We start from the raw sequence: 12,989 nt of genomic DNA, 5'->3' as shown, positions 1-12,989 counted from the left end.
CGCTTGGGTGAAAGGAGGAGAGGCGAAATCTCCCACGGATCTGTACTGCGTCAACAGTCAGAATCGGGCTTTGTCCCTCCTCCTCCCTTCAAGTCCTACCATACAAGCGGGCTTGCCCGCGATGAGGCCCGTCCATCCACTCGAGAAAAATCAGACCTGGCCACGCAACTGCTCAAACAACATCCGGCTCACCGGCGACAACGCCGCTTCATCCCGCACCACCAAAACCAGCGCCCGATCCGACCAGCCATCCGTCAACGGCACCGCGTGCAACCCCAACGCCCGACCAAACAGTTCATAGGCCTTTTGCGGCAATATCCCGATGCCCATATTGGCCTGCACCATCCGGCACATCGCATCAAACCCCGGCACATGAATGCGCAACCGCAGTACCTTGCCAGCCTTGCGCGCCGCCGCGTGGGTGCGCATGTTGATCGAGCTGGCGGCATGCAAACCGACATAATCACTGTCCAGCGTATCGGCAAACGCCAGGCTGGAACGACTGGCCAACGGATGATCCGGCAGCATCAGCACCACCAATTTGTCCTGCCGGTACAGCACGCTGTGCAGACCTTTGACGTCGCTGTCACTCGAGCAAATCCCGAGGTCGGCCACGCCATCGAGTACACCCTGGATCACCCCGCTACTGGGGCGTTCTTCGAGGTCGGTCTTGACCTGGGGATGACGCTCGGAAAAGTCTCGCAGGTCTTCGGGCAGAAACTGAATGATCGCCGACAGGTTGGCGAGCATCCGCACATAGCCGCGAATACCGTGGCTGTGCTCGCCCAGTTCCAGGCCCATTTTCTCGACGTTGAAGAGCATCTGCCGGGCATGGTGCAACAGGGTTTCACCGGCCGGCGTCAGCGTCATGCCCTTGGCCTGACGGACGAACAGGCTGATGCCCAGCGCCTCCTCCAACTCCATCAAGCGCTTGCTGGCCGCCGACACGGCGATGGCCTCACGCGCAGCAGCACGGGTCAGCGTGCCTTCTTCGTGGACGGCGACAAACAACTGAAGAGTGATCAGGTCGAGGCGGCGGATCAGGCTTTTTTGCAGCATGGGTGGGCTCGATGACTTCGGTTCGACTGTGTCGGCAGGATAGCCCTAATTTTATGCACCTCGGCAAAGCAATTGGCCCACAACATCGCAAGGCGTCGCCCTACACATAAATCTCTTGCAACACTCAACCGAACCGGAAACGGCCGATTTAATGCCCTTGCCGCACTCTGTACAGTCTGGAAATACGACACGGACGGCTACAACACTCAAGGAAAGACACGCTCACATGGACCAGACAACGCACGCCGCAAACACCTTCACCAATTATCGCAAAATCATCTCGCTAGCCGATCATGACTGGGAGACCGCTGAACGCGGAAAAGTGGCGGGACTCAACGTCGAGGTCAAAAGCGCGAACCGGATGGTGGACCAGTACGGACGGGCGTTTCATCACTTTTGTACAACCTCCTATTTGGGACTGGACCATCATCCCGCCCTTCTTGACGGTGCCATGACCACGTTGTGGGAAATCGGCACGCTGCGCATCGCCAACTCGAAGAATCGTTGCAAACTGGCAATCCTGGACCAGTACGAAACCGAGTTGTCCACGCTGTTCGGCGCCCGTTGCCTGAGCACCCTGTCGTGCAGCGCAGCGAGTGCCGGGATTCTGCCGTTGCTGGCCAGCGGCGTGTTCACGCAAAACCGCCCGCCAGTCATGGCTTTCGACCAATTGGCGCATTACTCGATGAACCACCTGAAAGCCGCGTGCGCGGACGAAACCCGAGTAGTCACGTGCCCGCACAACGACATGGGCTATCTCGAAGACCTGTGTAAGAAGCACGCCAAAGTCGCCTATGTGGCCGACGGGGCCTACAGCATGGGCGGGGTCACGGACATGGAGAGTCTTTTGTATCTCAAGGACCGCTATGGGCTGTTTCTCTATCTGGATGATTCCCACGCGCTTTCCGCTGTAGGAACTTTCGGCGCCGGTCTCGTGCGTCCCCGATTGCATGTCCTGGATGATGACTGTCTGATCGTTGCATCACTGGCCAAGTCGTTTGGCGCCAGTGGCGGTCTGGTGATGCTGGGCAGTGAACGACAGAAGAAGCTGATTGCACGTTACGGTGGCCCCAGCAATTGGTCGCAGAGCCTGAACAGCGCAGCCATCGGTGCGGGAAGAGCATCAATCGCGCTTCATCGCACTGCGGAATTTGCCGCGTTACAGGAAAAACTTCAGGTTAATATTCAGCTCTTTGACAGCCTCATACGAACCGCACAACACGGCAGCAACATGGCGATTCGACTGATCCGCTGCGGTGAAGCGGCGTTGGCCAACAGCATCGCCATCGAATTGGCCAGCCTCGGTTTCTTCACTTCGGCAGTCTTTTTCCCGGTGGTCGCGCAAGGCAAGGCAGCCATCAGAATCACCCTGCGGGCCGACATGGAACCGGCGCTGATCCGCCACTTCTGTGAACTCGTCACCGAGCTATCAAGCACTCATGCCGGGGTTGTCGGCAACTGAAATCAGGGAAGACTCAATGAAGAGCAGCACCACCCTCCTCGTCACCTGCAGCACGGTGTTTCTAGCCCAATTAGGCATGAGCATTTACCTGCCGGCACTGCCGCAAATTGCCCGGGATTTGTCCGCCGACGCTTCGCAGGTTTCCTGGGGGCTGGCGGTGTATCTGATCGGCATGGCGCTGCCGATGTTGTTCTGGGGCAGCCTGGGTCAGCGGGTTGGGCGAAAACCGGTGCTGCTCGCAGCTCTCGGTCTATACGGGCTGGGTAACCTTGCCCTGCCCTTGGGTCAGACGCTTGAATCGTTCCTGTTTTTACGACTGGCTCAAGGCATTGGCGCCAGCGGAATTTCGGTCATGGCACGGGTACTGATCCGCGACAGTTTCCGCGGTGACCTGCTGGCCAAGGCGCTGTCCTGGATATCGATTTCGTTTGTGGTGGCGCTGGGGATCGGCCAGTACCTGGGGTCGATCATTCAGGTGACGCTGGGCTGGCCGGCGATTTTCTATCTGCTGGGTGGCGTGAGCCTGGTGATGGCGATGGTCGTCGCGCGGATTACGTTCCCGGCGCTGGCCGAAGACAATGTTCAATTGTCCACGTGGCCGAGTTACTGGCGCATTTTACGTCATCGGGCCTTCCTGTTGCCGGCCCTCACCGGCGGCCTCGGTTACGGGGTGATCATCGCGTTCAACACTGCGGCACCGCTGATTCTGCAAGGCCTGTTCAACTGGTCGGCGGTGGAATACGGACTGTTGGGTTGGCCGATCAGCGCAGCGTATTTTCTGGGGGCGTTGGGGGTCAATGTCTTCGTGCTTCGTACCGGTCAACGTTGGTTGATGGCGGTCGGTGTGGGGTTGGTGCTGGCTGGCAGCGCGGTCATGTTGCTAGGGAGTATTGCGGGCGCTTCAGTGGCGCTGCTGTTCTGGCTGCCCTATTGCTTTGCGGTGTTCGGCCAATCGTTGAATTACCCGATCAGCCTGTCCCTGGCCAACGACGGTTCGCCGGTCGGTGGTGCTTATGCGATGGCGTTGAGCGGTTTCATTCATCAGCTGATGGCCGCCATCATCGGCGGGATCGCCAGTCTGATCACGAGTCAGCAAGCATGGCCGCTTTCTCTGTTTTGCACCTTGCTGGCCTTGGGCGCGATGCTTTGCGTGTTGCTCGCGCCCAGCCGTCAAACCGATTAAAACGCGCTGCGAAAAATCTCCTCGATCTGCCGCTGATCTGCCACACGCGGGTTGGTCAGGCCGCAAGCGTCTTTCAAGGCGTTGACAGCAAGGACCGGGATGTCGTTGAGCTTGGCGCCGAGTGCGCGCAAACCGGCGGGAATTTCCACGTCCGCGGACAAGCTGCGGATCGCCGCGATGGCGGCCTGAGCGCCTTCTTCCGGGCCGAAACCACGGATGTCGGCACCCATCGCGTGTGCCACATCAGTGAGACGTTCGGCACAGACCAACGCGTTGAAGCTTTGTACGTGGGGCAGCAGCACAGCGTTGCATACACCGTGGGGCAGGTCGTAAAAACCGCCCAATTGGTGGGCCATGGCGTGGACGTAACCCAGGGATGCATTGTTGAACGCCATGCCTGCCAGAAACTGTGCGTACGCCATGTTTTCCCGTGCAGCCATATCGCTGCCGTCGCGCACGGCCAGGCGCAGGTTATTGCTGATCAAGGTGATGGCCTTCAGTGCGCAGGCATCGGTGATCGGGTTCGCGGCGGTGGACACGTAGGCTTCGATGGCGTGGGTCAGCGCGTCCATGCCGGTGGCGGCAGTCAGGCTTTTGGGCATGCCGACCATCAGCGCCGGGTCGTTGACCGACAGCAGCGGCGTGACGTTGCGGTCGACGATGGCCATTTTCACGTGACGGGATTCGTCGGTGATGATGCAGAAGCGGGTCATTTCGCTGGCCGTGCCGGCGGTGGTGTTGGTAGCGATCAGCGGCAGTTGCGGTTTGCTCGATTGGTCGACGCCTTCGTAGTCGCGGGTTTGCCCGCCGTTGGTCGCGCATAAAGCGATGCCTTTGGCGCGGTCATGGGGCGAACCGCCGCCCAGGGACACCACGAAATCACAGCGGGTTTCCTTGAGCAGGCCCAGGCCGTTCTCGACGTTAGTGGTGGTCGGGTTCGGCTTGGCGCCGTCGAAAATCACCGAATCGATGTCCTGCAACGCCAGTTTCTCGGCAATCATTTTCGCTACGCCCGCCTTGGCTAGCCCGGCGTCGGTGACGATCAGTGCCTTGCGAAAACCGTATTTGCGGATGGCGTCCATGGCTTCGTCGAGGCAACCGTTGCCCATGATGTTCACGGCGGGGATGAAAAACGTGCTGCTCATGAGCGAATCTCCTGGCTGGGGCCAAATCGGCGGTGCCGATCCAGCGGATACCCACAGGATCGACCTATCGCTTGTGCAGCAACTTGATCTGGCTCAAGTCTCGGTCGTGATAAAGTCGCCGCCCATCAGACCTTTTGCTTTTTGAGACGACCAACGCAATGACCGATTTCCAGGATGTCGATGCCCAACTTGAAGACTGGAACGCCTTGCGCACCAGCGCTTCGTTCAGCGGCCTGCTGGTGGGCAACGGCGCCAGCCGCGCGGTGTGGGATGACTTCGGTTACGACTCGCTGTTCGAGAACGCACGCACCGTCGAAGAAAAACCTTTGAGCCAGTCCGAGCTCAGCGTATTCGAGGCCATGCAGACGCGCAGCTTCGAGCAGGTGCTCAGCGCACTGAAAACCACCAGCCGCGTCAACAAAGCCCTGGCCGTCAGCTCCGCTGCACCGCGCAATCGCTACTACGCGATCAAGGAAGCGCTGATCAACACCGTGCACGCGGTGCACATCCCGTGGCGGCTGGTGGTGCCTTCGACCCTGGCGACGATCAATCAGGAACTGGGCCGCTATCGGACGGTGTTCACCACCAACTACGACTTGCTCAACTACTGGGCGACTCAGCACACGCCTGACGTCGTCACCGATCTGTTCCAGGGCGCCGAGCCGGGTTTTGATTTGAGTGCCACGGCGACTGATAAAACCCGCTTGTTGTACCTGCATGGCGGCCTGCATCTGGTACGCAATCAGGACGGCACGGCGCGTAAATTGATGTCGACCGAGGGCACGCTGCTCGGCAGTTTCGCCATCAACAACACGATCAAGACGCTTGATGACGTGCCGCTGTTCGTCAACGAAGGCCCGGCCCAGGACAAGCTCAAGACCATTCGCAGTTCGGATTATCTGTCGTTCTGCTATGACCAGTTACTGGGCCATGGCGAGGGGTTGTGCCTGTTTGGTCATGCCTTGGGCGAGCAGGACAGCCACATCATCCATGCCTTGCGCCAGGCGAAGCCGAAGGTGGTGGCGGTGTCGATTTACCCGCGCAGCAAGGCGTTCATCCAGCATCAGAAGCGGCATTACGCGAAGGTGTTTGAGGGGACGGGTGTTGAGTTGCGGTTTTTTGATTCGAAGACGCATGCGCTGGGGAGCCCGAAGCTCACAGTTCCAGTCGAGGTTTAGGCGGCGACGCGGCTCACGCCATCGCGGGCAAGCCCGCTCCCACAGGGTTGAGGTGTCCACTAGATATGTGAACACTGCCGATCCTTGTGGGAGCGGGCTTGCCCGCGAAGGCGTCAGACCAGTCAACTCATTCTTCGGCGCTATGCACCACCACCAGCAACTGCGCCTGCACCTCGCCCACTGAGCGAATCCGGTGCGGTTTCTGCGCATTGAAATGCAGCGCATCCCCACGATTGAGCAGCACCCGCTCGTTCATGAAGTCCACTTCCACTTGCCCCTCGTGGACGAACAGAAACTCTTCCCCCACGTGTTCCTTGAAGGCTTTGTCGACGAACTCGCTCGGCGGGTAAATGATGAACGGCAACAGGCTGCGTTCACTGACCTGATGGGCCAGCACCGCGTAACCGGGGCTTTGGTCATTCGCCGCCAGAGACTGACGCTCATCGCTGCGCACCAGGCTGTAGCTGTCGAGGCTGACGTTGTCTTCGGAGAACAGCTCCTCGACCTTCACGTTCAACGCCTTCGCCAGTTTCAGGGCAGCCGCGATCGACGGCGTATTCAGCCCGCGCTCGACTTTCGACAGATAACTCTTGGTCATGCCGGACTTTTCGGCCAAGGCCTCCAGCGTCACGCCGAGTTTTTTTCTCAGTAATTTCAAACGGATAGACATGTAGAGCGATTAATCCATCAAGGAGGCGACGATTTGTCCTTGCCAATGACACTTTGTGTCATATAGTCTCGTTTGTGTCATTTGCATTCACCCACGACCTTGCAAGCAACGAGTGAACGGCAAAACCGACGTCCATTGAATCACCCAAAGGACACCGATATGGCCAAGACCTTAGCACTACCCAAAGAGCAACTGGTCAAGCAAGCGCTGACTCAGATGCAAAATCCCCTGGCGGATAATACGTGGACCGCCCGGCAAAAGCTGGCCCTGACCTGCCGTATTCTGTTCGAGAACGGTCACGACTCCGGCCTGGCCGGGCAAATCACCGCCCGCGGCCCGCAACCCGGCACCTACTACACTCAGCAACTGGGCCTGGGTTTCGATGAAATCAGCGCCAGCAATCTGTTGTTGGTCAACGAAGACCTTGAAGTGCTGGAAGGCCACGGCATGCCCAACCCGGCCAACCGCTTTCACAGCTGGGTGTACCGCGCCCGGCCAGACGTGAACTGCATCATTCACCCGCACCCGACCCACGTCGCGGCGCTGTCGATGCTTGAAGTGCCGCTGCAGATTTCCCACATGGCCCTCTGCCCGCTCTACGAGGACTGCGCGTTTCTCGAAGGCTGGCCAGGCGTGCCGGTGGGCAATGAGGAAGGCGAACTGATTGCCGGAGCGCTGGGCGACAAACGGGCGATCCTGCTTTCGCACCACGGCCAATTGTCCACCGGCACGACCATCGAAGAGGCGTGTGTCATTGCGCAACTGATCGAGCGCGCCGCCAAGCTGCAACTGCTGGCGATGAGTGCCGGGACGATCAAGCCGATCTTGCCCGAACTTGGACGTGAGGCGCATGACTGGATTTCCAGACCCAAGCGCCACGCCGCCGCCTTCAACTACTACGCTCGGCAGAACCTGCGTCAACACGCCGATTGCCTGAACTGAACCCACTCATTTTCAAGAGGAGCGTCGCCATGTCGACCCCAACCATTCACGGCATCATCGGCTACACCATCACCCCGTTCACCGCCAACGGCGAAGGCGTTGATCTCGGCGCGCTCGGGCGTTCCATCGACCGCCTGATCGACAGCGGCGTGCACTCGATTGCACCGCTGGGCAGCACCGGCGAAGGCGCTTACCTGAGCGACGCAGAGTGGGACCAGGTCAGCGAGTTCAGCCTCAAACACGTGGCCAAACGCGTGCCGACGATCGTCAGTGTGTCCGACCTGACCACCGCCAAAGCCGTGCGCCGCGCGCGTTTCGCCGAAGCCCATGGCGCCGATGTGGTGATGGTGCTGCCGACGTCCTACTGGAAACTCAGCGAAGCGGAAATCCTCGCCCACTACCGCGCCATCGGCGACAGCATCGGCGTGCCGATCATGCTCTACAACAACCCGGCCACCAGCGGCACTGACATGTCGGTGGAGCTGATCCTGCGGATCTTCAACGCGGTGGACAACGTGACGATGGTCAAGGAAAGCACCGGCGACATCCAGCGCATGCATCAACTGCAACGGCTAGGCGAAGGCCGGGTGCCGTTCTACAACGGCTGCAACCCGTTGGCCCTGGAAGCCTTTGCGGCCGGGGCGAAAGGCTGGTGCACGGCGGCGCCGAACCTGATCCCGCAGCTCAACCTTGATCTGTATGAAGCGGTGTTGGCCAACGATCTGGGCAAGGCGCGGGAGTTGTTCTATCGCCAGTTGCCGCTGCTGGACTTCATCCTCAAGGGCGGGTTGCCGGCGACGATCAAGGCGGGCTTGCGGGCCACTGGACTGGAAGTTGGCGATCCACGGTTGCCGGTGTTTCCGTTGGGTGAGGCGGGACGCAGCCAGTTGCTAGACTTGTTGAAAGCCTTGCGCTGATCTCCAAATCCACACAGAACCCTTGTAGGAGCTGGCTTGCCAGCGAAGGGGTCGTCACATCCGACATTAGTGTCGCCTGACGCACCGCTTTCGCTGGTCAAGCCAGCTCCTACAGGGATTGGGGTCACAACCGGTAGGGATGGTGTCTGACTTGCTGACCGCGTTACGCTGATCTCCAAATCCGCACAGAACCCTTGTAGGAGCTGGCTTGCCAGCGAAGGGGTCGTCACATCCGACATGTGTCGCCTGACGCACCGCTTTCGCTGGCAAGCCAGCTCCTACCGGGGGCGTGTGTGGTCAGAGCACCGGCAGGGTCTTGTCCTTGATCACGGTGGTCGGACCGTTGGCTTTTACACTGGCGATGCCTTTGTCCATTGCGGTAGCCGAGGAGTAAGACTCGCTGCTGCCGATGATCTCGTGGTTACCGGCCTTGAGGTTGAAATAAGGGTGACCGTCCTTGGTGGTTTTCTTCTCGTAGCGTTCATCCAGCGGGCTGTTGGACTGAACCGATGCGATGCCTTTGTCGGCAGCGGCGCGGGTGGTGTACAGCTCGCTGGTCAGAATGGTTTCGGCGTTGGCGGCCTTTAGCACAAACCTGAACTGGCCACTGACGCTTTTGTTCACTTCGTACCATCCGGACATGCTCGTTCTCCTTGGCGATTGAGAGGTTTCGCGCTTCAGAGTAAAGACCAGGCTGTTAATTCTGTCGCCTGTTCCGGCCCCTTCGCGGGCAAGCCCGCTCCCACAGGTTCAGCGTGATCCCTGTGGGAGCGGGCTTGCCCGCGATGAGGCCCGCCCAGCCCGCGCAAAACCACCCTATTTTGCCGCCGCCCGCACCACCGACAACTCGGGTGCCTGCACCCGCCGCTGGCTCAAATACCGCGTACAACTCACCCGTAAAAACGAGGCGAAATTCACCACTTCGCCGCGGTAGTCCATCACCTCTTCATACAGTTTGGCGATCAACTGATTGGTGGTCATGCCATCGACCTCGGCAATTTCGCTGAGGATGTCCCAGAACTGATTTTCCAGGCGCAGAGTGGTCACCACCCCGCAGATGCGCAGCGAGCGGGAGCGCGATTCGTAGAGAATCGGATCGGCTTTGACGTAGAGCTCGCACATGGACAGGTCCCTCGTTACAGCGTGATTTTGGTGCCCAGCAACCCGAGGAAACCGGCCAGCCAACTCGGGTGCGCCGGCCATGCCGGTGCCGTGGCCAGATTGCCTTGTACGTGACCTTCCGTCACCGGGATATCGATGAACGTACCGCCGGCCAAGCGTACTTCCGGCGCACAGGCCGGGTAAGCGCTGCACTCGCGACCTTCAAGAACGCCCGCCGCCGCCAGCAATTGCGCACCGTGACACACGGCGGCGATCGGCTTGCCGGCCTTGTCGAAGGCGCGCACCAGCTCCAGGACTTTTTCGTTCAGGCGCAGGTATTCCGGCGCACGACCGCCGGGGATCAGCAGCGCGTCGTAGTCGGTCTCGGCGACTTTGGCGAAGTCGAAGTTCAGGGCAAACAGATGGCCGGGTTTTTCGCTGTAGGTCTGGTCGCCTTCGAAGTCGTGAATGGCCGTGCGTACGGTCTGGCCGGCGGTTTTGTCCGGGCAGACGGCGTGCACGGTGTGACCGACCATCAGCAGCGCCTGGAACGGCACCATCACTTCGTAGTCTTCGACGTAATCGCCGACCAGCATCAGAATTTTCTTGGCAGCCATGGGGAGGACTCCTCTGGGAAATACGTAGGAGTATTCAAGGTAGTCCTTATCCTGAGGGGTGGGTAATAACCTGCTACTACCTGAAGAACCGCGTTATCGTTCATCGCGGGCAAGCCACGCTCCCACAGGTGTTGTGTCGAGCCCGATCCTGCGGCCAACCGAAGACCTGTGGGAGCGGGCTTGCCCGCGATGGCGGCCGCAAACTGTACGGATAACTCTGCGCCTAGCTGTAACAGAGCAACACCCCCGGTTTATGGCTAGATGAACGCTCTTCCCGCCACTCTCGATTCTGGTTGCCAACATGTCCTCGCGCGAAAACACCGGCATGGCCCTGGGCCTGCTCGGCGTCGTCATCTTCAGCCTCACCCTGCCCTTCACGCGGATCGTCGTGCAGGAACTCCATCCGCTGCTCAACGGCCTCGGCCGTGCGTTGTTCGCGGCGGTGCCGGCGGCGTTGCTGTTGCTGTGGCGCCGGGAAAAGTGGCCGACCTGGAAACAGGTCAAAGGCCTGACGCTGGTGATTGCCGGGGTGATCCTCGGTTTCCCGGTGCTCTCGGCCTGGGCCATGCAAACCTTGCCGGCGTCCCACGGGGCGCTGGTTAACGGCTTGCAACCGTTGTGCGTGGCGCTGTATGCCGCGTGGCTGTCCCATGAACGACCGTCGAAAGCCTTCTGGGCCTGCGCCGCGCTGGGCAGTGCGTTGGTACTCGGTTATGCGCTGATCAGCGGTGCCGGCAGTATTCAGGCCGGAGACTTGTTGATGCTCGGGGCGATTGCCGTGGGCGGCTTGGGCTATGCCGAAGGTGGCCGGTTGGCCAAGGAGATGGGTGGCTGGCAGGTGATCTGCTGGGCGCTGGTGCTGTCGACGCCGCTGCTGATCGGGCCGGTGGTGTACCTGGCGCTGCAACATCAGGGCGAGATTTCGGCCAAGACCTGGTGGGCGTTCGGTTACGTCTCGCTGTTTTCGCAGTTCATCGGGTTTTTCGCCTGGTACGCCGGGTTGGCGATGGGCGGGATTGCGCGGGTCAGTCAGATCCAGTTGCTGCAGATCTTTTTCACGATTGCGTTTTCGGCGTTGTTCTTCGGGGAACACATCGAGCCGATCACCTGGCTGTTTGCCGCCGGGGTGATTGTGACGGTGATGTTGGGGCGCAAGACGGCGGTCAAACCCGCGCAAGTCGCAACGGCATAAACCTTGTAGGAGCCAGGCTTGCCGGCGAAGGCGTCCTTAAGATCGCCTTCGCCGGCAAGCCTGGCTCCTACAGGATCAGAGGGAGCCGTCAAATCAGGATGAGCGGTAGCCGTCGATTCAGGATCAGAGATAGCCGTCGATTCAGGATCAGCGGTAGCCGTCGGAACAGGATCAGAGGTAACCGTCAGCGCGCAGCAGGGTTTCCAGGCAGTGTTCGCTGATGTGGTAGAAATCCTTCAACTCCTGAATCTTCACCAACAGCTGGGCCGGGTCCACGGGCTCGGCGCGTTTGACCGCCAGGATCATCTTGTTCTTGTTGGTGTGGTCCAGTGAGATGAACTCGAAGACCTTGGTCTCGTAGCCGCACGCTTCAAGGAACAGCGCGCGCAAACTGTCGGTGACCATTTCCGCCTGTTGGCCCAAATGCAGGCCATATTGCAGCATCGGCTTGAGCAGCGCCGGGCTCTGGATTTGCAGGCGGATCTGTTTGTGGCAGCACGGCGAGCACATGATGATCGAGGCGCCGGAGCGAATACCGGTGTGAATCGCATAGTCGGTGGCGATGTCGCAGGCGTGCAGCGCGATCATCACGTCCAGCTCGCTCGGTGCGACGCTGCGCACATCACCGCATTTGAACACCAGCCCCGGATGCTCAAGCTTGGCGGCGGCGGCGTTGCACAGGTTGACCATTTCTTCGCGCAACTCGACGCCCGTCACCTCGCCTTCGGCGTTCAAGGTGTTGCGCAGGTAGTCGTGGATCGCAAACGTCAGGTAACCCTTGCCCGAACCGAAATCCGCCACCCGTACCGGCTTGTCCAGCGCCAGCGGCGAGGTGGTCAGCGCATGGCTGAAAACTTCGATGAACTTGTTGATCTGCTTCCACTTGCGCGACATCGCCGGGATCAGCTCGTGATTGCTGTTCGTCACGCCAAGGTCGGCGAGAAACGGCCGGCTCAGGTCGAGGAAGCGGTTTTTCTCGCGGTTGTGCTCGGCGGACGGCACTTCGCGCAATTGCTGGGGTTTGCTCTTGAACAGCGAAGACTTGCCCTTTTTGCTGTATTCGAGCTGGGCTTCGTCAGTCAGCGACAGTAAATGCGCATTTTTGAACGATGCGGGCAGCAACGCGGCGATGGTCGCTACGCCCTCGGCGAGCGGCAGGTTTTTGGTGATGTCGCGGGTCTTGTAGCGGTAGACGAAGGACAGGCAAGGCTGATCCTTGACCGTCAGCTGCTTGATGATCAGCCGCTGCAAGCCCGTCTCGGTGCCGACGTACTTGGCCAGCACCAGTTTGATGAAGGCGTTTTGCTCGAGGCTCGATTGCAGCAGGTCGATGAACTGGGCGTGGTGATCCGGCGCGAGGCTGGCGGGAGTGGCGGTGACAGACATGGAAAAAGCGGCCTCGGGCGATGCGAATCGGGGAATGGCGGGTATTTTAGGGGGGATGGCGTGCGAGGGCACGGGTAATTTCCCGAACGGTGCCAAATGTAGGAGCCGGCTTGCCGGCGAAGAGGCCCTTGAGGTTT

General features: G+C 60.0%; 13 protein-coding genes. 6 read left to right on the top strand and 7 right to left on the bottom strand.

All coding sequences use genetic code 11. The features are described from left to right. Positions 1 to 150: 150 nt before the first annotated feature. A complete protein-coding gene (locus AEQ67_RS02635) occupies positions 151 to 1,059 on the bottom strand; it encodes a LysR family transcriptional regulator (protein WP_059402337.1) in 909 nt (302 codons plus the stop codon). A 226-nt stretch (positions 1,060 to 1,285) separates the two neighbouring features. On the opposite strand from AEQ67_RS02635, the gene AEQ67_RS02630 reads away from it, so the two are divergent. Further along, positions 1,286 to 2,521 (top strand): aminotransferase class I/II-fold pyridoxal phosphate-dependent enzyme, encoded by a 1,236-nt coding sequence (locus AEQ67_RS02630; RefSeq protein WP_059402336.1) that lies wholly within the window; start codon positions 1,286 to 1,288, stop codon positions 2,519 to 2,521. A 16-nt stretch (positions 2,522 to 2,537) separates the two neighbouring features. Then, positions 2,538 to 3,704 carry an MFS transporter gene (locus tag AEQ67_RS02625; RefSeq protein WP_059402335.1) on the top strand — a complete coding sequence of 389 codons (1,167 nt, stop codon included), beginning with the start codon at positions 2,538 to 2,540 and terminating at the stop codon, positions 3,702 to 3,704. Here the strand turns inward: AEQ67_RS02625 and yiaY are convergent. Then, on the bottom strand, positions 3,701 to 4,849 hold the full coding sequence (gene yiaY, locus AEQ67_RS02620; RefSeq protein WP_059402334.1) for an L-threonine dehydrogenase: 1,149 nt from the start codon (positions 4,847 to 4,849) through the stop codon (positions 3,701 to 3,703). The two genes, AEQ67_RS02625 and yiaY, sit on opposite strands and share 4 nt — an antisense overlap. 158 nt (positions 4,850 to 5,007) lie before the next feature. On the opposite strand from yiaY, the gene AEQ67_RS02615 reads away from it, so the two are divergent. Beyond that, the gene (locus AEQ67_RS02615; protein WP_059402333.1) at positions 5,008 to 6,027 is read left to right on the top strand and encodes a DUF4917 family protein; all 1,020 of its coding nucleotides are present in this window, start codon (positions 5,008 to 5,010) and stop codon (positions 6,025 to 6,027) included. Positions 6,028 to 6,154: 127 nt separating this feature from the next. On the opposite strand, the gene AEQ67_RS02610 is transcribed toward AEQ67_RS02615, so the two are convergent. After that, positions 6,155 to 6,697: a helix-turn-helix domain-containing protein gene (locus tag AEQ67_RS02610; protein ID WP_059402332.1), complete on the bottom strand. Its 543-nt coding sequence runs from the start codon at positions 6,695 to 6,697 to the stop codon at positions 6,155 to 6,157. 159 nt (positions 6,698 to 6,856) lie between these two features. Between AEQ67_RS02610 and AEQ67_RS02605 the strand changes: the two genes are divergently transcribed. Continuing rightward, the gene (locus tag AEQ67_RS02605) at positions 6,857 to 7,639 is read left to right on the top strand and encodes an aldolase (protein WP_059402331.1); all 783 of its coding nucleotides are present in this window, start codon (positions 6,857 to 6,859) and stop codon (positions 7,637 to 7,639) included. A 29-nt stretch (positions 7,640 to 7,668) separates the two neighbouring features. Then, complete coding sequence (locus tag AEQ67_RS02600; RefSeq protein WP_059402330.1) at positions 7,669 to 8,556, top strand: dihydrodipicolinate synthase family protein; 888 nt, start codon at positions 7,669 to 7,671, stop codon at positions 8,554 to 8,556. A 297-nt stretch (positions 8,557 to 8,853) separates the two neighbouring features. Here the strand turns inward: AEQ67_RS02600 and AEQ67_RS02595 are convergent, their stop codons facing one another. From AEQ67_RS02595 to AEQ67_RS02585, 3 genes are all read right to left on the bottom strand, one after another. Beyond that, complete coding sequence (locus AEQ67_RS02595; protein ID WP_059402329.1) at positions 8,854 to 9,198, bottom strand: YegP family protein; 345 nt, start codon at positions 9,196 to 9,198, stop codon at positions 8,854 to 8,856. A gap of 174 nt (positions 9,199 to 9,372) precedes the next feature. After that, on the bottom strand, positions 9,373 to 9,678 hold the full coding sequence (locus tag AEQ67_RS02590) for a ribbon-helix-helix domain-containing protein (RefSeq protein ID WP_059402328.1): 306 nt from the start codon (positions 9,676 to 9,678) through the stop codon (positions 9,373 to 9,375). 14 nt (positions 9,679 to 9,692) lie between these two features. Further along, on the bottom strand, positions 9,693 to 10,274 hold the full coding sequence (locus AEQ67_RS02585) for a DJ-1/PfpI family protein (protein ID WP_059402327.1): 582 nt from the start codon (positions 10,272 to 10,274) through the stop codon (positions 9,693 to 9,695). A gap of 301 nt (positions 10,275 to 10,575) precedes the next feature. On the opposite strand from AEQ67_RS02585, the gene AEQ67_RS02580 reads away from it, so the two are divergent. Continuing rightward, positions 10,576 to 11,466, top strand: a complete 891-nt coding sequence (locus AEQ67_RS02580) for a DMT family transporter (protein WP_059402326.1) — start codon at positions 10,576 to 10,578, stop codon at positions 11,464 to 11,466. A 171-nt stretch (positions 11,467 to 11,637) separates the two neighbouring features. Here the strand turns inward: AEQ67_RS02580 and AEQ67_RS02575 are convergent, their stop codons facing one another. Further along, positions 11,638 to 12,852 carry a class I SAM-dependent methyltransferase gene (locus tag AEQ67_RS02575; protein WP_059402325.1) on the bottom strand — a complete coding sequence of 405 codons (1,215 nt, stop codon included), beginning with the start codon at positions 12,850 to 12,852 and terminating at the stop codon, positions 11,638 to 11,640. Between the last annotated feature and the right edge of the window lie 137 nt (positions 12,853 to 12,989).

It is taken from the genome of Pseudomonas sp. RIT-PI-q (assembly GCF_001297125.1).
In the GTDB taxonomy this organism is placed as follows: Bacteria; Pseudomonadota; Gammaproteobacteria; order Pseudomonadales; family Pseudomonadaceae; genus Aquipseudomonas.
The sequence above is the reverse complement of the archived record's forward strand: the minus strand, read 5'-3'. Positions and strand labels throughout refer to the sequence as shown.

Excerpts from the sequence above, each read along its gene's own strand:
- AEQ67_RS02635 (WP_059402337.1), bottom strand. The coding sequence starts at position 1,059 with ATGCTGCAAAAAAGCCTGATCCGCCGCCTCGACCTGATCACTCTTCAG.
- AEQ67_RS02630 (WP_059402336.1), top strand. The coding sequence starts at position 1,286 with ATGGACCAGACAACGCACGCCGCAAACACCTTCACCAATTATCGCAAA.
- AEQ67_RS02625 (WP_059402335.1), top strand. The coding sequence starts at position 2,538 with ATGAAGAGCAGCACCACCCTCCTCGTCACCTGCAGCACGGTGTTTCTA.
- yiaY (WP_059402334.1), bottom strand. The coding sequence starts at position 4,849 with ATGAGCAGCACGTTTTTCATCCCCGCCGTGAACATCATGGGCAACGGT.
- AEQ67_RS02615 (WP_059402333.1), top strand. The coding sequence starts at position 5,008 with ATGACCGATTTCCAGGATGTCGATGCCCAACTTGAAGACTGGAACGCC.
- AEQ67_RS02610 (WP_059402332.1), bottom strand. The coding sequence starts at position 6,697 with ATGTCTATCCGTTTGAAATTACTGAGAAAAAAACTCGGCGTGACGCTG.
- AEQ67_RS02605 (WP_059402331.1), top strand. The coding sequence starts at position 6,857 with ATGGCCAAGACCTTAGCACTACCCAAAGAGCAACTGGTCAAGCAAGCG.
- AEQ67_RS02600 (WP_059402330.1), top strand. The coding sequence starts at position 7,669 with ATGTCGACCCCAACCATTCACGGCATCATCGGCTACACCATCACCCCG.
- AEQ67_RS02595 (WP_059402329.1), bottom strand. The coding sequence starts at position 9,198 with ATGTCCGGATGGTACGAAGTGAACAAAAGCGTCAGTGGCCAGTTCAGG.
- AEQ67_RS02590 (WP_059402328.1), bottom strand. The coding sequence starts at position 9,678 with ATGTGCGAGCTCTACGTCAAAGCCGATCCGATTCTCTACGAATCGCGC.
- AEQ67_RS02585 (WP_059402327.1), bottom strand. The coding sequence starts at position 10,274 with ATGGCTGCCAAGAAAATTCTGATGCTGGTCGGCGATTACGTCGAAGAC.
- AEQ67_RS02580 (WP_059402326.1), top strand. The coding sequence starts at position 10,576 with ATGTCCTCGCGCGAAAACACCGGCATGGCCCTGGGCCTGCTCGGCGTC.
- AEQ67_RS02575 (WP_059402325.1), bottom strand. The coding sequence starts at position 12,852 with ATGTCTGTCACCGCCACTCCCGCCAGCCTCGCGCCGGATCACCACGCC.